The 20388-nt window shown below is 68.6% G+C and carries 16 protein-coding genes; 11 read left to right on the forward strand and 5 right to left on the reverse strand.

The features are described 5' to 3' along the window. Nucleotides 1-10: 10 nt before the first annotated feature. Both TSH64_RS27400 and TSH64_RS27405 read right to left on the reverse strand, forming a co-directional pair. On the reverse strand, nucleotides 11-964 hold the full coding sequence (locus TSH64_RS27400; protein ID WP_109449922.1) for a hydroxyacid dehydrogenase: 954 nt from the start codon (nucleotides 962-964) through the stop codon (nucleotides 11-13). Nucleotides 965-1003: 39 nt separating this feature from the next. Beyond that, a complete protein-coding gene (locus tag TSH64_RS27405) occupies nucleotides 1004-1672 on the reverse strand; it encodes a 4-carboxy-4-hydroxy-2-oxoadipate aldolase/oxaloacetate decarboxylase (protein ID WP_109449924.1) in 669 nt (222 codons plus the stop codon). A gap of 322 nt (nucleotides 1673-1994) precedes the next feature. Here TSH64_RS27405 and TSH64_RS27410 point away from each other — a divergent pair, with 322 nt between their 5' ends. Next, on the forward strand, nucleotides 1995-3095 hold the full coding sequence (locus TSH64_RS27410) for a tripartite tricarboxylate transporter substrate binding protein (RefSeq protein WP_109449926.1): 1101 nt from the start codon (nucleotides 1995-1997) through the stop codon (nucleotides 3093-3095). A gap of 95 nt (nucleotides 3096-3190) precedes the next feature. On the opposite strand, the gene TSH64_RS27415 is transcribed toward TSH64_RS27410, so the two are convergent. Beyond that, nucleotides 3191-4159, reverse strand: coding sequence for a tripartite tricarboxylate transporter substrate binding protein (locus TSH64_RS27415; RefSeq protein WP_109453081.1), 969 nt, complete (start codon nucleotides 4157-4159; stop codon nucleotides 3191-3193). A 664-nt stretch (nucleotides 4160-4823) separates the two neighbouring features. Here TSH64_RS27415 and ykgO point away from each other — a divergent pair. The 9 genes from ykgO (at nucleotide 4824) to TSH64_RS27460 (ending at nucleotide 16308) form a co-directional block, all read left to right on the forward strand. Further along, entirely contained in the window at nucleotides 4824-4949 is a 126-nt protein-coding gene (ykgO, locus tag TSH64_RS27420) for a type B 50S ribosomal protein L36 (RefSeq protein ID WP_012973122.1), read from the forward strand. A 234-nt stretch (nucleotides 4950-5183) separates the two neighbouring features. Next, nucleotides 5184-6671, forward strand: coding sequence for an FAD-linked oxidase C-terminal domain-containing protein (locus TSH64_RS27425; RefSeq protein ID WP_109449928.1), 1488 nt, complete (start codon nucleotides 5184-5186; stop codon nucleotides 6669-6671). A gap of 16 nt (nucleotides 6672-6687) precedes the next feature. After that, nucleotides 6688-7875 carry a glycolate oxidase subunit GlcE gene (gene glcE / locus TSH64_RS27430; protein ID WP_109449930.1) on the forward strand — a complete coding sequence of 396 codons (1188 nt, stop codon included), beginning with the start codon at nucleotides 6688-6690 and terminating at the stop codon, nucleotides 7873-7875. Nucleotides 7876-7892: 17 nt separating this feature from the next. After that, nucleotides 7893-9218 carry a glycolate oxidase subunit GlcF gene (gene glcF / locus TSH64_RS27435; RefSeq protein WP_109449932.1) on the forward strand — a complete coding sequence of 442 codons (1326 nt, stop codon included), beginning with the start codon at nucleotides 7893-7895 and terminating at the stop codon, nucleotides 9216-9218. A gap of 189 nt (nucleotides 9219-9407) precedes the next feature. Next, nucleotides 9408-10115 carry a phosphatidylcholine synthase gene (gene pcsA / locus TSH64_RS27440; RefSeq protein WP_109449934.1) on the forward strand — a complete coding sequence of 236 codons (708 nt, stop codon included), beginning with the start codon at nucleotides 9408-9410 and terminating at the stop codon, nucleotides 10113-10115. Nucleotides 10116-10207: 92 nt separating this feature from the next. Next, on the forward strand, nucleotides 10208-11185 hold the full coding sequence (locus TSH64_RS27445) for a cation diffusion facilitator family transporter (protein WP_109449937.1): 978 nt from the start codon (nucleotides 10208-10210) through the stop codon (nucleotides 11183-11185). Further along, entirely contained in the window at nucleotides 11185-11934 is a 750-nt protein-coding gene (locus TSH64_RS27450) for a DUF72 domain-containing protein (RefSeq protein WP_109449939.1), read from the forward strand. The genes TSH64_RS27445 and TSH64_RS27450 overlap by 1 nt, the downstream gene beginning before the upstream one ends. A 133-nt stretch (nucleotides 11935-12067) precedes the next feature. After that, entirely contained in the window at nucleotides 12068-14908 is a 2841-nt protein-coding gene (locus TSH64_RS27455; protein ID WP_109449942.1) for a DUF2339 domain-containing protein, read from the forward strand. An 83-nt stretch (nucleotides 14909-14991) separates the two neighbouring features. Beyond that, entirely contained in the window at nucleotides 14992-16308 is a 1317-nt protein-coding gene (locus tag TSH64_RS27460; protein ID WP_109449944.1) for a hydroxyacid-oxoacid transhydrogenase, read from the forward strand. A gap of 9 nt (nucleotides 16309-16317) precedes the next feature. On the opposite strand, the gene TSH64_RS27465 is transcribed toward TSH64_RS27460, so the two are convergent. Further along, nucleotides 16318-16764 carry a GFA family protein gene (locus tag TSH64_RS27465; protein ID WP_109449946.1) on the reverse strand — a complete coding sequence of 149 codons (447 nt, stop codon included), beginning with the start codon at nucleotides 16762-16764 and terminating at the stop codon, nucleotides 16318-16320. Nucleotides 16765-17236: 472 nt separating this feature from the next. Further along, the gene (locus TSH64_RS27470; RefSeq protein ID WP_109449948.1) at nucleotides 17237-19033 is read right to left on the reverse strand and encodes an acyl-CoA dehydrogenase; all 1797 of its coding nucleotides are present in this window, start codon (nucleotides 19031-19033) and stop codon (nucleotides 17237-17239) included. Between the two features lie 227 nt (nucleotides 19034-19260). Between TSH64_RS27470 and TSH64_RS27475 the strand changes: the two genes are divergently transcribed. Further along, nucleotides 19261-20307: a transglycosylase SLT domain-containing protein gene (locus tag TSH64_RS27475; RefSeq protein ID WP_109449951.1), complete on the forward strand. Its 1047-nt coding sequence runs from the start codon at nucleotides 19261-19263 to the stop codon at nucleotides 20305-20307. Nucleotides 20308-20388 lie beyond the last annotated feature (81 nt).

The following is a 20388-nucleotide window of genomic DNA, read 5'->3' on the forward strand; positions in this document are numbered from 1 at the left end:
GCCGTCGCACTCAGACGATGGCGGTGTCCGGGATGGTTCCGGTCAGCACGGCGCGGACATTGTCGGCGATCATATGGCCGGTGCGGACGCGCGCTTCGTCGGTGGTGGCGCCGATGTGCGGGGTCAGGATCAGGTTCGGCACGCCCTGGAACGGGTTGTCGGCCGGCAGCGGCTCCGTCGCATAGACGTCGAGCAGGGCGCCGCCGAGATGGCCGCTCGTCAGCGCCGCCGCCAGTGCGGCCTCGTCGACGATGCCGCCGCGGGCGACGTTGACCAGGATGGTGCCGGGCTTAAGCCGGGCGATCACCTCGGCGCTGACAAGGTTGTGGGTGTCGGGCGTGTAGGGCAGGTGGAGCGACAGCGCGTCGGCACTGTCCCAGATGCGGTCGAACGACACCTTCTCCACGCCCATGCGGGCCCAGACCGGATCGTCGGCCGGCACATGCGGGTCGGCGGCGATCACCGTCATGTCCAGCCCCTGGGCACGGCGGGCGACATGGCGGCCGATGCGGCCGAAGCCGACGATGCCGAGCGTCTTGCCCGACACCTCGCGCCCGATCAGCCGGCCGCGCGGCCATTTGCCGGCAGCCACGTCCGGCGTCGCGAAATAGGTGGTGCCGCGCACCAGCATCATCAGGCCGGCGATCGCCAGCTCCGCGACCGACACCTCGTTGGCGCCGGTGGCCGGCAGGACGGCGATGCCGCGCTCCCGGCAGGCCGGCACGTCGATGTTGTCCAGCCCGACGCCCAGCCGGCCCACCGCCTTCAGGTTGGGGAAGGCGTCGAAGAAGGCGCCGCGGATCTCCGTCTCGTTGCGGATGCAGATGGCGCGGGCGTCGCGGCCCATCGCATACAGCTCGTCCAGGCGCTTATAAAGGGTCTCGTCGTAATGGACGTCGAAGTCGCGGCGCAGATCGTCCACGGCGCTGGGCTGCATGAATTCGGAAATGATGATGTCGGGCATGGCGGGGGACTTCGCTGGAGGGGGCGGTCGGCGGGCGGGTCAGAGCGCGATGTTGGCGGCGTCGAGATAGGGCTTCAGGTTCAGAAGCTCGATGGTCGTCTCGCCGGCTTCCAGCTTGTGGCGGTAGGCCTCTTCCGCGGCCTCGCGGGCGGCGGCCTTTGCAAGCGTGTCGGCAGCCAGATCCTGCGGCACCACCACCACGCCGTCGTCGTCGGCGACCACGATGTCGCCCGGCGAGACCATCACGCCGCCGACCACGACCGTCGTGTTGACGTCGCCCTTGGCGTCGGTCTTGTTGGTGCCCTTCATGTTGGTGCCGCGGCAGAAGACCGGGAAGCCCATGTCGCGGATGGCGGTGGCGTCGCGCACGCAGCCGTCGATCACCAGCCCGCCCAGACCGCGGGCGATGGCCGACGCGGTGAGGATGTCGCCCCAGGGGCCGGCATCGGTCATGCCCTTGAAATCCACCACCAGCACGTCGCCGGGCTTTGCCAGCGCCACCGCGATGTGGATCATCAGGTTGTCGGTCGGCCCGCAGGACACGGTCAGCGCCGGACCGCACAGCCGCATGCCGGGGAACAGCGGCTTGATCGGGTAGCCCATGGCGCCCTTCTTGCCCATCGCCTCGTGCAGGGTGGCGGGGGCCTGGGCACGCAGCGCCTCCAGCGTCACGGCGTCGGGGCGGGCGAAATCCTTGTGAACGGTCATGCCGGGAACAGCCTTTCGCGAATGAACGGCATCCGGTGCGACGTGCCTCGGATGATCCTTATGACGGGTGAATCACGACGGATAGACAAGTATTAGAATATTTGGCTGTAACTGAAAACATCGAAACGGAGGTTGATTGCTGGAAAATCGCCTCTACGATGGGTCGTGCCGCAAGAAGGTGCCGGAACGGTGTCTGATGATCGATAAAAAGCAATTGGAAGATGCCGCATCCGCAGGATCGGCGGTTCCCGGGGCGGTTCCGGGTACAACGCTGGATCGTGGTCCCGGCCGTGGCGCGGATGCGAACCGAAGGAGGCGATGTATGGATATGAAGGCGCATTCCACCGTTCAGGATGGATCGACAGGACCCGCCGCCGCGGCTGGAAGCGGCCGGTTCGGCGCCTTGTCGCACAGGCTCCTGTCGCGCGGGCTGGGGCGGCTGTCGGCGGCCGCCGGGATTGTCGCCACTGGGGCCGCCGCCGGGCTGGCGGCGGTCATCGCGCTGGCGGCGCCGGGTGCTGCCCTGGCCGCCTACCCGGAGAAGCCGATCAGCCTGATCGTCGGCTATGCCGCCGGCGGCGGGTCCGATTTCATCGTCCGGTCGCTCGCCCCCTTCATCGAGAAGGAGCTGGGCGGCAGCGCCCGGGTGATCGTGATGAACCGTCCGGGTGCGGGCGGCGAGATCGGCTTCGCCGCCATCGCCGACGCCACCCCCGACGGCTACACCATCGGCCTCATCAACTCGCCCAACGTCGTGACGATCCCCATCGAGCGGCATGCGCGCTTCTCGCTCGACCGGCTCGACCCGCTCTACAATCTGGTCGACGATCCCGGCTCCTTCGTCGTCCACAAGGACAGCCCGTTCCAGACGCTGGCCGACGTCGCCGCCTTCGCCAAGGCCAACCCGAACAATGTGACGGTCGGCACCACCGGCATCGGCTCCGACGATCATCTGGCGATGCTGATGTTCCAGCGCCTGACCCAGACCCAGCTGACCCATGTGCCCTTCCCGGGCAGCGCCGACGCCCACCGCGCCCTGCTGGGCCGGCATATCCAGGTCACTTCGATGAACATCGGCGAATCGGCGCGGGCCCGTGAAGGCGACCCGATCCGCATCCTGGGCGTGATGACGGAAAAGCGGTCGGAGCAGGCCGCCGACGTGCCGACCTTCAAGGAACTCGGCTTCGATGTGAAGATGTCGTCGCTGCGCGGCCTCGCCGCCCCGATGGGCCTTCCGCCGGACGTGCGGACCCGGCTGGTCGACGCCATCGCCAAGGCGGTCCAGCATCCGGAGTTCCAGGACATCGCCCGCAAGGCCTACCAGCCGCTGCGCCTGCTGCCCTCCGACCAGTATGCGGCGGAGCTGAAGACCCAGGAGGCGACCTTCCGCACCATCTGGAAGGAGACGCCCTGGCTGAAGTGAGGGGCTGACGAAGGGATCGTGAGTTTTTCAAAACGATAAAGGGCGCCGGTGCAAGCCGGCGCCCTTTCCTTATCGTCCGAACCCTGCGGGGGCTCTTACTTCAGCCACGGGTTGGTGGCCCACAGCTCGCGCAGCTCCTTGGTCGACTCGGCCAGTTCGGCGGCGTACTGGTCCGGCGCCAGCAGGCGGATCGGCTGGTACAGCTCCTTCGCCTTGGCCTGGAAGCCCGGATCGTTGGCGGCCTTGCCCAGCGCGTCGACCAGCTTGGTCCGCACCTCCGGCGGCAGACCCTTCGGCGCCGCGATGCCGCGCAGCGACGACATCAGCGCGTTGAAGCCCTGCTCCTTGAAGGTGCCGACGCCGGGGGCCTGCTCCACCTTCTTCTCGGCCATCACGCCCAGGACGGCGATCGGGTCCTTCTGCTTGTACTGCATCGCCTCGCCGATGTTCACGGCGCTCAGCATGATCTTCTTGTTGGCCAGCGCCGCCTCGTTGGCGGCGGAGCCCTGGAAGGGCACATGGGTGAAGGTCACGCCGGCTTGGCGCTGGAACACCAGCATCGCCAGATGGTCGTCGGAGCCGATGCCGGTGGTGCCGACCGTCACGCCGTTCGGGTTGGCCTTGGCGAAGGTGACGACGTCGGTCAGCGTCTTGAACTGACCTTCGGTGTTGACCGCGAAGGAGCTGGGATCGTCGACCAGATTGTAGAGCGGGTCGAGGCGGTCCAGCGAATAGCGGGCCTGGCGCTCGATCGGGATGGCGTTGACGTTCGGCGAGTTGATGGCGCCGATGGTGTAGCCGTCGGGGGCGGCGTCGGCGATGGCGGCAAAGCCGATCTCGCCGCCGGCACCGGGCTTGTTCACCACCTCGACCCGGCTGCCCTCACCCAGCTGCTTTTCCAGGAAGGGTGCCAGGGCGCGAATCAGCAGATCGGTGCCGCCGCCGGCGCCGAAGGCCACGATCATCGTGACCGGCTTCTCCGGATAGGCCGCCTCGGCGTTCGTGGCCGACATGAACAGCGCGCCGGCCGCGGCTGCCAGAGAGAGAGCTTTCCAGAACTTCATGATCCCCCCATCGATGATGCGCTGCGCAGGCGACCGCATGCGGCGTGCCATGCGCGGAACGGGACGGAGTCCGGGCCGATCCGGCACGAATCGACAACCTTTCCGACGGGATCGGCTGTAATCATGCGCGATGGCGGTCCGGATGCCGCTGAATATCTGAGGATGTTCCTACATCAGCAAGAACAGCCCTTCAACTCCGCAGCATACGATTTCGGATCGTCGCGTCAATACACCGCAGAATATTGCGAAAGATTGATGAAGCTATCAGGGTGTCATAAGTAAATACTGTGTATCGGCTCGATTGTGTGGCGGTTTTTGTTGGATTTTTTTGGGGAGGGCAAAGTCGAGAATCGTGGGCGGACAGTCATCTCCGGCCCGCCGCCCATCGGCGCCGTCTAACGCGAAGTTGTATATCTTCCATACAGTTTGCTGGACCGTCCCATGGATTTCTCTTTATTGGAGAGATGGTATCAGCATTATGTCCCATAAATATCCTATGCCCATCCGTCCTCCCGCATCTGTCGTTCCGGCGGGGTAGATGGGGCGGCAAAGGCTGAGCGGCAGGGAGGTGCTTTTCGGAGCGTTCCCGAGCGTTGACAGTCGGTGGGCACCGCACTATGGTGCGCGCCTTCAATCGAGCCGCCGAGCGTTCAGGAACAGCATCATGAAAATCGTCAACTCCCTGAAGTCGATGAAGACGCGCCATAAGGCCTGCCGCGTGATCCGCCGCAAGGGCCGCGTCTACGTCATCAACAAGCAGAACCCCCGTTTCAAGGCCCGCCAGGGCTGATCGATCCGCAAGGGTCGATCGACTGCGAGGCCGGGCATCGCGCCCAGCCTCCCGTCATCGGGTGTTTACGCAAGAGCCGCGCCTTCGGGTGCGGCTCTTGCGTTTTGTGGCCTGCGCTTTCCGCAGGATGCTTCCGGCCGGATGGGGCGGGAGCGGCATCGTCTTGTCTTACGGTTGCGGCGGATGGTACGTGTGGCGGACGAGTTCGCCGCAACGGGATAAGGACCGCCCGCCATGAAGATGCCGGTGCCGGACAGCGGGGTGATCGCCCGCCGCCGGGAGATCGTGGAGGCGTTGCGCGCCATCGTTCCCGGCGAAGGCGTGATCGTCGACGAGAACGAGCTGCGCGCCTACGAGTGCGACGGTCTGACCGCCTACCGCCAGCTGCCGATGGTCGCCGTGCTGCCCAGCACGGTGGAGCAGGTTTCGCAGGTCCTCAAAGCCTGCAAGGCGATGGGGGTGAAGGTGGTGCCGCGCGGCGCCGGCACCTCTCTGTCGGGCGGCGCCCTGCCGCTGGCCGACGGGGTGCTGCTCGGCATGGGCAAGTTCAAGCGCATCCTCGACATCGACTATGCGAATCGGTGTGCCACCGTGCAGCCGGGGGTGACCAACCTCGGCATCTCCAACGCGGTCGCGCATGAGGGCTTCTATTACGCCCCCGACCCGTCCAGCCAGATCGCCTGCACCATCGGCGGCAACATCGCCGAGAATTCCGGCGGCGTGCACTGCCTGAAATACGGGCTGACCACCAACAATGTGCTGGGACTGGAGATGGTGCTGATGGACGGCACCATCCTGCGGCTGGGCGGCAAGCATCTGGACGCCGGCGGCTACGACCTGATGGGCATCGTCACCGGGTCGGAGGGGCTGCTCGGCGTGGTGACCGAGGTCACGGTGCGCATATTGAAGAAGCCGGCGACCGCTCGCGCGGTGCTGCTTGGCTTTCCCAGCAGCGAGCAGGGCGGCGACTGCGTGGCGGCGATCATCGCCGCCGGCATCATCCCCGGCGGCATGGAGATGATGGACCGCCCGGCCATCCATGCGGCGGAGGCCTTCGTCCATGCCGGCTATCCGCTGGACGTCGAGGCGCTGCTGATCGTCGAGCTGGACGGCCCGGCGGCGGAGGTCGACCATCTGATCGACCGGGTCGAGGCGATCGCGCGGGACAAGGGCGCCTGCTACGCCCGCGTGTCGAAGAGCGAGGAGGAGCGGCTGGCCTTCTGGGCCGGGCGCAAGGCGGCCTTCCCGGCAGTGGGGCGCATCAGCCCCGATTACTACTGCATGGACGGCACCATCCCGCGCAAGGCGCTGCCGCTGGTGCTGCAACGGATGCAGGAGATGTCGGACCGCTGCGGCCTGCGCGTCGCCAACGTCTTCCATGCCGGCGACGGCAACCTGCACCCGCTGATCCTCTACGATGCCAACAAGCCGGGCGAGTTGGAGGCGGCGGAGGAATTCGGCAACAACATCCTGCGCCTGTGCGTCGAGGTCGGCGGCGTGCTGACCGGCGAGCATGGCGTCGGCGTCGAGAAGCGCGACCTGATGACCGACCAGTTCGACGAGGCCGACCTCCGGCAGCAGCAGCGGCTGAAATGCGCCTTCGACCCCGACGGGCTGCTGAACCCCGGCAAGGTCTTCCCCACGCTGCACCGCTGCGCCGAGCTTGGCCGGCTGCATGTCCACCAGGGGGAGCTGCGCTTCCCCGACATCCCGCGCTTCTGAGGGGCCGCTGTCAGCCATGACCATCACCACCTTGAAGCCGGAAACCACAGCACAGGTGACCGACGCGGTGCGCTGGGCGCTGTCGGCCAATGAGCCGCTGGAGATTCTCGGCAGAGGCAGCCGTCGCGGGCTGGGGCGCCCGGTGCAGGCCGGCCACGCGCTCGACCTGTCGGGCCTGTCCGGCGTCATCGCCTACGAGCCGGAGGAGCTGGTGCTGACCGCGCTGGCCGGCACTCGCATGGACCTGATCCGCTCCATGTTGGCGGACCGCGGCCAGCATCTGGCCTTCGAGCCCCCCGAAGGAGGGACGCTCGGCGGGCTGGTCGCCAGCGGGCTGGCCGGGCCGCGCCGCATCTCGGCGGGATCCGCCCGCGACCACACGCTGGGCATTGCCGGGGTCAGCGGCCGGGCCGAGGCCTACAAGGGCGGCGGCAAGGTGGTGAAGAACGTCACCGGCTACGACGTGCCCAAGCTGATGGCGGGGTCGTTCGGCACCCTGACCGCGCTGACCGAGATCACGGTGAAGGTGCTGCCGGCGCCTGAGGACAGCGCGACGCTGCTGCTGTCCGGGCTGGACGATGCGGCGGCGGTGGCGATGCTCGACCGCGCGCTGCGCAGCCCCTACGAGGTGTCGGGCGCCGCCCATCTGCCGGCGGGGATCGCCGCGCGGTCGGGCGTGGCCGCGGTGTCGGGGGCGGGCGGGGCGGTGACGCTGGTGCGGCTGGAGGGGTTCGGCCCGTCGGTCGCCGCGCGCGTCGCCATGCTGCGCGAGGAACTGCGGGCCGATGCCGTGCTGGGTCGCGACGAGTCGCTGGCGGTCTGGCGCGAGGTGCGGGACGGGGCGGGGCTGGAAGCCTGCTTGGCGGAGGGTGGCGACGCCCATCTCTGGAAACTCTCCGTACCCCCGTCGGCCGGCCCCGCCACAGTCGAAGCCATCCGCCGGACGCGCGACGTCGAGGTCTTCTACGACTGGGGCGGCGGGCTGGTCTGGCTGACGGCGCCGCCCGACTCAGGTGCCGCGATCCGTGGTGCGCTTTCCGCCGGCGGCCATGCCACGCTGGTGCGGGCGCCCGACTCGGTGCGCGCGGCGACGGACGTGTTCCAGCCCTTGCCCGAGCCGCTGATGGCGCTCAGCCGTCGGGTCAAGGAGAGCTTCGACCCCAAGGGCATCCTCAACCCCGGCCGCATGTATGCGGGTCTGTAACGGGAAGACCGATCTCGATGCAAACCAACTTCTCGCTGGCCCAGCTGGCCGACGCCGCGATCCGCGACTCGGAGCAGATCCTGCGCAAATGCGTGCATTGCGGCTTCTGCACCGCGACCTGCCCGACCTACACCATCCTGGGTGACGAGCTGGACAGCCCGCGCGGCCGCATCTACCAGATCAAGGACATGCTGGAAAAGGGCGGCCCGCCGCCCGAAACCACGGTCAAGCACATCGACCGCTGCCTGTCCTGCCTGTCCTGCATGACGACCTGCCCGTCGGGCGTCCATTACATGCATCTGGTCGATCACGCCCGCGCCCATATCGAGGCCACCCACAGCCGCCCGCCGGCCGACCGGGCGGTGCGCGACCTGATCGCGCGGGTCCTGCCCAACCCACGGCTGTTCCGCATGGCCCTGCTGGGGGCGTCGCTTGGCCGCCCCTTCCGCGCGATGCTGCCCAAGCGGCTGTCCGCCATGCTGGCGCTGACCCCGTCCAGCGTCCCGGCGCCGAGCTACAGCGACCGGCCCGGCGTGCATCCGGCGGAGGGTCCGCGCAAGAAGCGGGTGGCACTGCTGATCGGCTGCGCCCAGCAGGTGCTGGCCCCGCAGATCAACGAGGCGACCATCCGCCTGCTGACCCGCCATGGGGTCGAGGTGGTGGTGTCGAAGGGGGCCGACTGTTGCGGCGCCTTGACGCACCATATGGGCAAGGAGGATCTCGCCCACGCCGCCGCGAAGAAGACCATCGACGCCTGGACGGCAGAGATCGAGGGCGGCGGGCTCGACGCCATCGTCATCAATGCGTCGGGCTGCGGCACCAGCGTGAAGGATTACGGCCACATGTTCCGCGAGGATGCGGCCTATGCCGCCAAGGCGGCACGGGTGGCCGGTCTCGCCAAGGATGTCACCGAGCTGATGGACGAGATCGGGCTGGCCCGGCCGGTGGTGGAGACCGGGCAGGTCATCGCCTACCACTCCGCCTGCTCCATGCAGCACGGCCAGCGCATCAAGGAGCCGCCGCGCGCCCTGCTGCGCGCCGCCGGATTCCTGGTGAAGGAGATCCCCGACGCGCATCTCTGCTGCGGATCGGCCGGCACCTACAACATGCTGCAGCCGGAACTGGCGGGAGAGCTGCGCACCCGCAAGGTCGCGGCCATCGAGAGCACCCAGCCCCAGGCGGTGGCGGCCGGGAATCTCGGCTGCATCACCCAGATTGCCGGCGGGACGGGACTGCCGGTGGTCCATACGGTGGAACTGCTGGACTGGACGACCGGCGGCCCGATGCCGGATGCGCTGGCCGGACGCTCGGCCTTCCGGCAGGGTGGGGTGCGGGCGGCCTGACCATCGGGGCGGGGAGAAGAGGGCGTGCACGACAGCGTGGGCGGAACCGGGGGGTTTCGTACCCCCACAATTCTGTGTTTATCTGCGTCCAACTGTGTCAGAAAATCCGCCCGCCTCACCGCCTATCGTTCCAGCCCCCGCCCCGTTCAGGTCATCGCCTTGTCCTCGCCACCCACGGAAAACATCGGCATGAGCGCCGCCTACGGAATCACCCATCGCCTGTCGGCCTGGGGCGTTCACATCTTCACGGCCAGCGGCGCCGTGCTGGGGCTGCTCGGCCTTCTCGCGGCGGCGGCGGGCGATGCGAAGCTGTGCCTGATGTGGCTGGGCATCGCCCTGGTCGTCGACGGCGTCGACGGCACGCTGGCCCGGCGCGTCTCGGTCAAGCAGGTGCTGCCGGGCATCGACGGCTCGGCACTGGATCTGGTGATCGATTACCTGACCTATGTCGTGGTGCCGGCGGTGTTCATGCACCGCTTCGGCCTGCTGCCGGAGGGGCTGGTCAGCATCGCGCTTGCCGCCTGGGTGCTGCTGACGGCGCTTTATTGCTTCGCCAATGTCGGGATGAAGAGCGGCGACAATTATTTCGTCGGCTTTCCGGCGATTTGGAACGTCGTGGCCCTCTATCTCTGGCTGCTCGATCTCAATCCCTGGTTCAACGCGGCCGTCGTGGTGGCGCTGGGGCTGCTGACCTTCACCACGGTCAAGTTCCTGCATCCCTTCCGCGTCAAGGCGCTGATGGCGCTGAACATCGCGGTGACCACCGTCTGGCTGCTCTGCTGCATCGCGCTGGTGGTGGTGGAGCCGGCGCGGCCGGGCTGGCTGTTCGGCCTGTGGCTGGCGACCTCGGTCTATTACGCCGCGGTCTGCGCCTGGCGGACGCTGCGCGGTCCTTGATGGCGCGCTAAAGGGAGCCCTGGGGGGAACCGCCGCGGCGGATGGACGTTGCTCATGCGCAAATCCGTCCGCTTCAGCGAAGGGGTCCCGTTTTGGCCGAAGGCTCCACCAAGGTCGTGCTCGCAGCGCTCGGCGGCAACCTGATGATCGCGCTGACCAAGTTCGTCGCCGCCGCGATGACCGGCAGCGCCGCCATGTTCAGCGAGGCGATCCATTCCGTCGTCGACAGCGGCAACCAGCTTCTGCTGCTCTACGGCATCCGCCGCGCCCGCCGTCCGCCGACGCCCCAGCATCCCTTCGGCCATGGGCGAGAGGTGTATTTCTGGTCCTTCGTCGTCGCGGTCCTGCTGTTCGGCATCGGTGCCGGCCTGTCCATCTATGACGGCTGGCACGCGCTGTCCCATCCGGAGCCGGTGCAAAGCCCCTGGGTGAATTTCGCCGTTCTGGGCTTCGCCGTGCTGTTCGAGGGTTTTTCCTGGATCGTCGCGCTGCGCGAGTTCCGCCGCGGCCAGAGCGGCGTCGGCATCCTGTCCGCCGTCCACCGCTCGAAGAACCCGTCGGTCTTCGTCGTGCTACTGGAGGACACCGCGGCGCTGATCGGCCTGCTGCTGGCCGGCATCGGCCTGACGCTGGGCGAGGTGACCGGCAACCCGATCTTCGACGCCTACGCCTCCATCGCCATCGGCGTGGTGCTGGCGGTCGTCGCGGCGCTGCTGGCCTACGAGTCGAAGGGGCTGCTTATCGGCGAGTCGGCCGACCGCCGCGTCGTCGAGGGCATCCGCCGCATCGTCGGCGAGGAGGCGCGGGTGAAACGCCCGCTCGACGTACTGACCATGCATATGGGCCCCGACGACGTGCTGCTGAACCTGTCGGTGGAGTTCCAGGACAGCCTGAACGCCCGCGAGGTGGAGGATGCGGTCTGCTCGCTGGAAAGCCGCATCCGCAGCCAATATCCGATCATCCGCCGCATCTTCGTCGAGGCCGAGTCGCTGCGCGCCCGCCGCGGCCGCGACGCTGACGGAACCGCCCCGGTTCAGGGGCTTCCGCCCCATGGAATGCCGGCCGAGTGATGGCGCAACCGGCCGGGCACCCGATCCGGATCGGCACGGCGGGCTGGAGCATCCCGAAGCTCTCGGCCGCCGCCTTTCCCGTGGACGGCACCCATCTGGAGCGCACCGCCCGCGTCATGCCGATGACCGAGGTGAACAGCAGCTTCTACCGTCCGCACAAGCCGGAAACCTGGGCGCGCTGGGCGGCCTCCACCCCGCTGGGCTTCCGCTTCGCGGTGAAGCTGCCCAAGGCGATCAGCCACGACGCCCGGCTGGTGGGCGCGGAGGCGGCGCTCGACCGTTTCCTGGCCGAGGCGGGGATGCTGGGCGACCGTTTCGGTCCGCTGCTGGTCCAACTGCCGCCCAGCCTGCGCTTCGACCGCGCGGTGGTGGAGGGTTTCTTCACGCTGCTGCGCACCCGGTTCGACGGTGACGTCGTGTGCGAGCCGCGCCATGCCAGCTGGTTCACCGATGCGGCAGAGGCATTGCTGGTCTCCCACCGCGTCGCCCGCGTCGCTGCCGATCCCGCCCCGGTGCCGGGAGCGGGCGAGCCGGGCGGTTGGGATGGCTTGCGCTATTGGCGGCTGCACGGATCGCCGGTGATGTACCGCTCCGCCTACGAACCGGCGGTGCTGGACGCGCTGGCCGAGAGGCTGGCGGCCGAGGCGGCGCTGCGGCCGGTCTGGTGCGTCTTCGACAACACTGCCGACTTCCATGCCGTCGACGACGCGCTGGCGACGATGGCGCGGCTGCGAGCGCTCCAGTCCTGAAACGGGTGTCGGTCATAGGTGGAATTCTCCAATGGGGGAGCCTCCAGCACGACCGAGACAGTTCATTGTTGCAAAGCTATCCTGCCACGAAACGCCCCCGGAGATGGGGCAACGGCGTGCAGGCGGTGCGGTCATGGAGTTCCTCGTCCTACTGCTGATTTTCGGCTTCATCACCCACCGGCTCGACCGGAGGCTGAAGGTGCAGGCGGCGGAGATCGCCCTTCTGCGCGGCAGGCTGGACAAGGCACTGACCGGGACCTTGCCTTCCGCCGCCGCCATGCAGGCCGGAGCTGCCGAACCGCCCATCGGGGCGCCCGTCGGGGCTTCCGCCGGAACGCTGGAACCGGAGATCGAGCCACCTCCCGAAGCCGCGGAGATCGGTGAACCGGTCTTCGCCTCGGAAGCGGCTTCGGAAACGGAAGAGCCGGCACCGCCTCCAAGCCCCACCCCGCAACCCGCGGCCCCGCCGCATCGGACGGGGTGGCGCGAGCTGGAGGACTCTCTCGCCTCGCGCTGGCTGATCTGGCTCGGCGGCGGCACCATGGCGCTGGCGGCGGCCTTCTTCATCAAGCTGTCGGTCGATCACGGCTGGCTCGGGCCGTCGGTCCGCGTCGCGCTGGGGCTGCTCTCCGGCCTTGGGCTGATGGTGGGGGGCGAGTGGCTGCGCCGCCGGCCGATGCAGCGCGCCGTCGCCGCCTTGCAGCCGGACTACGTGCCGCCGGCCCTGACCGCCGCCGGCCTGTTCACCGCCTTCATCAGCGTCTATGGCGGATTCGCCCTGTTCGGCCTGTTCACCCCGCTGGTCGCCTTCGCGCTGCTGGCCGGCCTGTCGCTGGCCGCCATCGGCCTGTCGCTGCTGCAAGGGCCGCTCATCGCCGCGCTGGGGCTGCTGGCCGGCTATGTCTCCCCCCTTCTGGTGTCCACCGGCAACCCGGACGCCTGGAGCCTGTTCGCCTATCTGCTGGCGCTGAACGGCGCCGGGATGGGGGTGGTGCTGTATCGCGGCTGGCGCTGGCTCGGCTGGGGCGCTCTGGCCGGTGCCGGGCTGTGGCCGCTGTTGTGGATGATCGATCCCTGGCGCAGCGGCGACGAGCTGCCGACCGGCCTCTATCTGCTGCTGACCTCCGCGCTGTTCCTGGTGCCGGCGGTGCGCGGCGTGCTGGACCAGACGCTGCCGGAGCCGGCCCCCGCCACCGGCTGGCGCACGGCTTTGCCCGGCTGGGCCCGGCGCAAGCGGCGCCACCCCGCCGACCAGCTGGCGATGACGGCGACGGTGGTGTTCGGGTTCCTGGTCGCCGCCATGACTTGGCGCGACTCCCATGGATCGGTGTCGCTGATCGTCCTCGGCCTGTTCGCCCTGCTGGCGATGGTCGGCGGGCGGCGGACCGAGCGGATCGCCGGCGTCGCCTGGATCGCGGCGCTGGGCGTCCTGCTGTCGCTGGCGCCCTGGAGCCTGCCCTATGTGCCGGCCAGCCCGCCGTCGCTGAATGCCGACGGCCAGCCGCTGATCGTCGCTGATCCGGCCGGCTATCCGGCGGCGGTCGCGCATTTCCTGTGGGTGGCGGGCGGAATCGCCGCGCTGTTCGGCATCGGCGGTTTCATCGCCTTGTGGGACGCGCGGCGGGCGGCGCTGTGGGCCTCGATCTCGGCGCTGGTGCCGCTCGCCCTGCTGACGCTGGCCTATGCCCTGGTGGAGCCGCCGGAGACCGCCATCGGCTGGCCGGCGGCGGCGCTGGGTCTGGCGGCGCTTCTGGTCGGCGCCACCACGCCGCTGGGGCGTCACCGCCACCGGCCCGGCGCCTCGCTGGGGCTGGCCGCCTTCGCCGCCGGCGCCACCGGCGCCATCGCGCTCGGCGCCACCATGGTCCTGCAGGAAGCGTGGCTGACGGTGGCGCTGGCGATGCAGGTGCCGGTGCTGGCCTGGCTGGAGCGGCAGCTGAACCTGCGCGAGCTGCGCGGCATCGCCCTGCTGGTGGCGGCGGCCGTGCTGGTGCGGCTGGCGATCAACCCCTCGGTGCTGGAGTATGAGGGCTATGGCTGGATCGCCTACGGCTATGGCCTGCCGGCGCTGGGCTTCCTGGTGGCGGCGCGCTTGATGCGGTCGGCCCCTGATGGCAAAGGCGACGATCTGGTGGTGATGGTGCTGGAGGCCGGCGCCCTGATCTTCACCACCCTGATGCTGTCGCTGGGCGTTCACCGCTGGATGGCCGGCAGCCTGGAGGCGGCGCCGTCCAGTCTGGCGGAGGTGGCGCTGCACACCCTGTCCTGGCTCGGCCTTGCCCTGCTGCTGGCGGTCGACCGGCGGTGGAGCGCGCGGCCCGTCGCGGTTTGGGGCCGGCGTCTGCTGGTGCTGCTGGCCGCCGCGACCGCCCTGTTCCTGCATCTGTTGGCGCTGAACCCCTTGTGGAACGACGAGTGGGTGGGCAACTGGCCGGTGGTCAACCGGCTGCTGCTGGCCTATGGCGCGCCGGCCATGCTGGGGCTGATCTATCTGTGGTACGACCCGCCGCCGTCGGCGCCCTTGCGCAGTGCGGCCCCGGTGCTGCCGCTGCTGCTGATCGCCACCAATCTGGCGCTGGAGATCCGCCGCGCTTTCCAGGGGCCGGTCCTGTCCGGCTACGAGATGTCGGACGCCGAATGGTACAGCTATTCGGCCGGATTCCTGCTGTTCGCGGTGGCGATGCTGGTGGTGGGCATCCGCTTCGGCTGGGGCTGGATGCGCCATGCCGGGCTCATCCTCGTGCTGGCGGTGGTCGCCAAGGTGTTCCTCAGCGACATGTCGGACCTGGAGGGCATGTACCGCGTCGCTTCCTTCCTCGGCCTCGGCCTCAGTCTGGTCGGCACCGGCTGGCTCTACCAGCGGCTGCTGCGCCCGCCGTCGGCCGGCACGCCGCCGGAGCCGTCAGCGCCATTGGGGCCGCCGCCGACAGATGATCTGCCGACCGACAGTCTGTTGGACCAACGGACGCATTGACAGGCCGGGCGGGGGACGCTCCCATACGGTGAAGGATGGGCCGGAGCGGAAATCCGGCCCCCGCCACCGGAGGAGCAGCGCTCATGCACAGCGAGACGCACGGCAACGCCTATCCCATCCTGCCCGACGGCGAGGAGGGCTTCACCGTCGAGGCGGCGCGGATGAAGTTCGGCCCCGGCATGCTGGCGGAACTGGGCGGCGACGCTCTGTCGCTGGGCATGACGCGGGTGGCGCTGTTCACCGACCCGCGGGTGGCGGCAACCGCTCCGTTTGGTATGGCGCTCGAGTCGTTGAAGCGGGCCGGCGTCGATCCGGTGGTGTTCGACCGCTGCCGGGTGGAGCCGACCAGCGCCTCCTTCCTCGACGCCGCCGACTTCGCGCGGGACGGCGGTTTCGACGGCTATGTCTCCATCGGCGGCGGCTCGGTGATCGACACCGCCAAGGCGGCGAACCTCTACGCCACCCACCCGGCCGACTTCCTCGCCTACGTCAACAAGCCGCTGGGCGAGGGCATCCCGGTGCCCGGCCCGGTCAAGCCGCACATCGCCTGCCCGACCACCTGCGGCACCGGCAGCGAGACCACCGGCGTCGCCATCTTCGACCATGTGGAAAAGCAGGTGAAGACCGGCATCTCGTCGCGCTTCCTGCGGCCGAGCCTTGCCGTCGTCGATCCGCGCACCATCGACAGCCTGCCGCCCGGCGCCATCGCCGCCACCGGCTTCGACGTGCTGACCCACGCCATCGAGAGCCACACCGCGCGCCCCTTCCGCTCCCGCCCAAAGCCGGAGTCGCCGACGGCCCGCCCGCCCTACCAGGGCGCCAACCCGTGGTCGGACATCGGCAGCCTTCAGGCGATCCGGCTCGGCGGGCAATGGCTTGAACGGGCGGTCAACGACCCCGACTGTGCGGAAGCCCGCGACGCGCTGATGTTCGCGGCGACGCTGGCCGGTCTGGCCTTCGGCAATGCCGGCGTCCACATCCCGCACGCCATGTCCTATTCGGTGGCCGGGATGAACCACAGCTTCACCGCCACCGGCTACGAGACGGTGGACCCGATGGTGCCGCACGGCATCTCGGTGGTGCTGAACGCCCCCGCTGCCTTCCGCTTCACCGGCCCGGCCGCTCCCGAGGCCCATCTGCGCGCCGCCGAGGCGCTGGGGGCGGACACGCGCGGCGCCGCGCCGGAGGATGGCGGCGAGTTGCTGGCGACGCGGCTGATCGGCATGATGCGGGCGACCGGCCTGCCGAACGGGCTGTCGGCGCTCGGCTATGGCGAGGCCGACATTCCGGGTCTGGTCAGGGGAGCAGCCGCCCAGCAACGCCTGCTGACCATCGCGCCCCGCCCGGTGTCGGAGGACGATCTGCGCGGGCTGTACGCGGATGCGATGCGCTACTGGTGAAGGTTGCCCCTACTCTGCCATCGTTTCGCCGGAACCGCCGAACTCAGCCGGGAAGTCCTTCAGCTTCGGCAGGCCATCCCGCATCGGCAGCACGGTCTCGGCGTAGTTGACGTGGACGGCGGGGGCGAAGGGCAGGGTCGGCAGGGTCGCGGAGAAAACGTCCACGAGGCCGAGCGGCGGGTGATTGGTCATCAGATGCCCGCCGCACTTCGCGCAATATTGGCGTTGGCTGACCGGCGTCTTCTGGAAGGTCGCGAGATGTTCGGCACCTGCGGTCACGCGCACCGCGTCGGGCTTCCACAGAGTGAAGGCGTTGACCGGGCCGCCGGACCAGGAGCGGCAGGACCGGCAATGGCAATAGCCCATGGCCTCCGGCGATCCGGTGACCTCCACCTCCACCGCACCGCAGAAGCAGCTGCCCGTATGAGTCTCGGTCTGAGTCTCTGTGCTTGTCATGGCTTACGACTTCATCTTTGTTGGTGATGCGAACAATATGACGCTATCACCGATAACAAGGATGTTCAGTTGGCCATTAGGACCATGCTCATTCGATAGGCGATAACAAAGCTCCCCGAAAAAACAGGGCAGTCGGGAGCCGGCGGAAGGATTGGGGTGGACGACGCAGGGAAAGCCCCTCTCCCACTGGGAGAAGGAATGCCGCGCTGGCTTTGGCAGGATGCCATCTTGAGGGCGAATACCGTCTGGCCCGATTTTCGGCGGAACGTTGTCTGAAGCATCTGCTGGATATAGGATTAACGTCCTGCTTTCTCGCGGAGCCCCCATGTCCCCCGTTGCCCGGTTTCCCACCCCTTTCACCACTCAACGCCGCCATGGCGATGGCGGCGTTGAACAGTTGAACAGGGGCCGGAAAACCGTTTCACGGCGTTTCAAACGTTCCATCCACCCCCGCAAAACAGGGGTGCAGACCTCAGAACTGGTCTTCGCTCAGCGCCATCACGGTGTTGCGGGCGCTGGCGATGGTCGGCAGCAGGGCGGGGGCGGTCGCCAGGACCTGCTCGGCGTAGAAGCGCGCGACGATCAGCTTGGTTTCCAGGAAGGCCGCGTTGGCGCCGGGCTGGCGCAGACCCTCCATCGCCTTCATCGCCGAGCGGGCGAGCATCCAGCCGCCGGCAACCGTGCCCCACAGCTTCAGGTAGGCCACGGCACCGGCGGCGGCACCCTGCAGGTCGCCCTCCGCCTGGGTCGCGACCATCCAGTCGATGGCGCGGTCCAGCGCGTCTAGACCGGCCGACAGCTCGGTCCGGATCACCGCCAGATCGTCGCCGGGGGCGGCCCCCAGTTCCTCCACCGTCGCCCGCATGTCGGCGACGAAAGCACGGGCGGCGGCCCCCTTGTCGCGGCCGGTCTTGCGGAAGGTCAGGTCGTTGCCGTGGATGCCGTTGGTGCCCTCGTAGATCGGGGTGATGCGGGCGTCGCGGTAATGCTGGGCGGCCCCCGTCTCCTCGATGAAGCCCATGCCGCCATGGATCTGCACGCCGGTGGACGCCACCTCGCAGCCGATGTCGGTCGACCACGCCTTGACGATGGGGGTCAGCACATCGACCCGCGCCGTGGCCGCGGCGCGGACGCCCGCATCCTCGTGGTGGCGGGAGATGTCCAACTGTGTGCCGGCATAGAGCGCCAGGGCGCGGGCGGCTTCGGTCTTGGCCCGCATGTCCAGCAGCATGCGGCGCACGTCCGGATGCTTGATGATGGCGACGCCGGAGCCCTTGGGATCGGCCAGATCCTTGCTCTGCACGCGGCTCTTCGCATAGTCGCGGGCCTGCTGGTAGGCGCGTTCGGCAATCGCCACGCCCTGGATGCCGACGCCGAGCCGGGCGTTGTTCATCATCGTGAACATGTATTCGATGCCGCGGTTCTCCTCGCCGACGAGGTAGCCGATGGCGCCTTCGTCGTCGCCGTAGGCCATGACCGCGGTCGGGCTGGCCATGATGCCCAGCTTGTGCTCCAGGCTGGCGCAGCGCAGGTCGTTGCGCTGGCCCGGCGTGCCGTCGGGGTTGGGCAGGAATTTCGGCACGATGAACAGGCTGATGCCCTTGATGCCGGCCGGGGCGTCGGGCAGGCGGGCCAGCACCAGATGGACGATGTTCTCCGTCAGGTCATGCTCGCCATAGGTGATGAAGATCTTCTGGCCGCTGATGCGGTAGCTGCCGTCGCCGGCCCGCACCGCCCTGGTCCGCACCGCGGCGAGGTCGCTGCCCGCCTGCGGCTCGGTCAGGTTCATCGTCCCGGTCCATTCGCCGGAGATCATCTTCGACAGATAGACCGCCTTCTGCTCGTCGCTCGCATGCTCGGTCAGCAGGTCCACCGCACCCTGGGTCAGCAGCGGGCACAGGCCGAAGGACAGGTTGGCGGCCTGCCACATCTCGTTCACCGCGAAGGCGACCGTCCAGGGCAGGCCCTGCCCGCCATAGTCCGGCTCGAAGGGCAGGCTGTTCCAGCCGGCTTCCGTGAACTGGCCATAGGCCTCCTTCCAGCCGGTGGCGGTGCGGACGACGCCGTTCTCCAGCTTCGCGCCTTCCTTATCGCCCACCCTGTTCAGCGGGGCGAGCACGCCGGAGGCGAATTTGCCGGCCTCCTCCAGGATGGCGTCGACCAGATCGGGGGCGGCGCTGTCGCAGTGGGGCAGGGCGGCGATGGCGTCGAGGCCGACCACCTCGTTCAGGACGAAGCGCAGATCGTCGACCGGAGCGGTGTAGGTCATGGCGGGGCGAGTCTCCCAGGACGGATTTATGGGGGCGAATTGTTTGGTTTACCTATAGGTCAACATACAGCATCGGATGGCGCTTGGCGAGAGGGCGGGATGCCGCGTCCATCCCCTTCACCAAGGCTAGGCCAGCCATGGGGCAGCATCAACCCCCCAGCCGACTGGCACGGCGTCTGCATAGGAGAGGACGCCTCCCACCGGGGCCTTCACACGGGGATCGACCCATGACCTACGCTTCCGCCCTCGGCAACCTCAGCAATGCCGCCACCCAGGCCGCCGGCGCTTCTCGCGGGCCGGCCACCGTGGAGGCTGCCGTGCGCAATGCCAGCGCGAAGACGGGGGTCGATTTTTCCTACCTCATGGAAAAAGCTGCCGTGGAGAGCGGGTACCGCACGGACGTAAAGTCCTCCTCCTCTTCGGCGACGGGGCTCTACCAGTTCATCGACAGCACCTGGTTGCAGACGATGAAGGAGCATGGCGCCGACCATGGCTACGGCAAATACGCCAACGCCATCCAGACCCGCGGCGACGGCCGGCCCTATGTCTCCGATCCGGAGATGAAGAAGGAGATCCTGGAGCTGCGCAAGGATCCGACCGCGTCGGCCCTGATGGCCGCGGAATACACCCGCGACAACAAGGAGTATCTGGAGGAGACGGTGGACGGCAAGATCGGCTCGACCGAGCTGTACATGGCGCATTTCCTGGGGGCCGGCGGTGCCTCGAAGTTCCTGAACGCGATGCAGGAGAACCCCGGCCGCACCGCCCGCGACGTCTTCCCCGACGCCGCCGCCGCCAACAAGAACGTCTTCTACGACAAGGCCACCGGCAAGGCGAAGTCGCTGAAGGAGATTTACGACCGCTTCGCCTCCAAGTTCTCGGAGAACCCGATGGCGAATTTCGCCCCGGCCCAGGTGGCGAACGACGCGGTGCGCAAGCAGGACATGCCGGACGGCTTCACCACCCAGGTGCCGACGGCCCCGGCCAAGGCGCTGAACGGCACGCCGCTGTCGATCTACCAGGTGCTGGCGTTGAACGCGCTGGAGACGCCGGACGAAGTCGACAGCGTCAGCGGCCGCCCGGCCCGCCTGCGCGACAAGGAGCATCGCCGCATGCGTGACGAGCCGGTGCGGACCGACCAGTCGTCGGGCACCGGCGTCGCCGTGGGCTTCGGGCTGGGTCTGGGCCGCATCGTCGGCTCCGAATCGGCGACGCCGGTCGCGTCCGCCACCGCGGGCGCGGCCGGAACCGACGCGGTCTCCAAGGCGGCTTGACGCTGGAAGCGGAGCGGGGAGGGGGCAAAATGCCCTACGCTGGCGCTTTGACTTGATCGCCGGATGGGTGCAAGGTCGCGC

Source organism: Azospirillum sp. TSH64 (assembly GCF_003116035.1).
GTDB lineage: Bacteria > Pseudomonadota > Alphaproteobacteria > Azospirillales > Azospirillaceae > Azospirillum.

Bases quoted from the DNA above. Each gene is read 5' to 3' on its own strand.
- TSH64_RS27400 (WP_109449922.1), bottom strand. From the start codon at position 964: ATGCCCGACATCATCATTTCCGAATTCATGCAGCCCAGCGCCGTGGAC.
- TSH64_RS27405 (WP_109449924.1), bottom strand. From the start codon at position 1,672: ATGACCGTTCACAAGGATTTCGCCCGCCCCGACGCCGTGACGCTGGAG.
- TSH64_RS27410 (WP_109449926.1), top strand. From the start codon at position 1,995: ATGGATATGAAGGCGCATTCCACCGTTCAGGATGGATCGACAGGACCC.
- TSH64_RS27415 (WP_109453081.1), bottom strand. From the start codon at position 4,159: ATGAAGTTCTGGAAAGCTCTCTCTCTGGCAGCCGCGGCCGGCGCGCTG.
- ykgO (WP_012973122.1), top strand. From the start codon at position 4,824: ATGAAAATCGTCAACTCCCTGAAGTCGATGAAGACGCGCCATAAGGCC.
- TSH64_RS27425 (WP_109449928.1), top strand. From the start codon at position 5,184: ATGAAGATGCCGGTGCCGGACAGCGGGGTGATCGCCCGCCGCCGGGAG.
- glcE (WP_109449930.1), top strand. From the start codon at position 6,688: ATGACCATCACCACCTTGAAGCCGGAAACCACAGCACAGGTGACCGAC.
- glcF (WP_109449932.1), top strand. From the start codon at position 7,893: ATGCAAACCAACTTCTCGCTGGCCCAGCTGGCCGACGCCGCGATCCGC.
- pcsA (WP_109449934.1), top strand. From the start codon at position 9,408: ATGAGCGCCGCCTACGGAATCACCCATCGCCTGTCGGCCTGGGGCGTT.
- TSH64_RS27450 (WP_109449939.1), top strand. From the start codon at position 11,185: ATGGCGCAACCGGCCGGGCACCCGATCCGGATCGGCACGGCGGGCTGG.
- TSH64_RS27455 (WP_109449942.1), top strand. From the start codon at position 12,068: ATGGAGTTCCTCGTCCTACTGCTGATTTTCGGCTTCATCACCCACCGG.
- TSH64_RS27460 (WP_109449944.1), top strand. From the start codon at position 14,992: ATGCACAGCGAGACGCACGGCAACGCCTATCCCATCCTGCCCGACGGC.
- TSH64_RS27465 (WP_109449946.1), bottom strand. From the start codon at position 16,764: ATGACAAGCACAGAGACTCAGACCGAGACTCATACGGGCAGCTGCTTC.
- TSH64_RS27470 (WP_109449948.1), bottom strand. From the start codon at position 19,033: ATGACCTACACCGCTCCGGTCGACGATCTGCGCTTCGTCCTGAACGAG.
- TSH64_RS27475 (WP_109449951.1), top strand. From the start codon at position 19,261: ATGACCTACGCTTCCGCCCTCGGCAACCTCAGCAATGCCGCCACCCAG.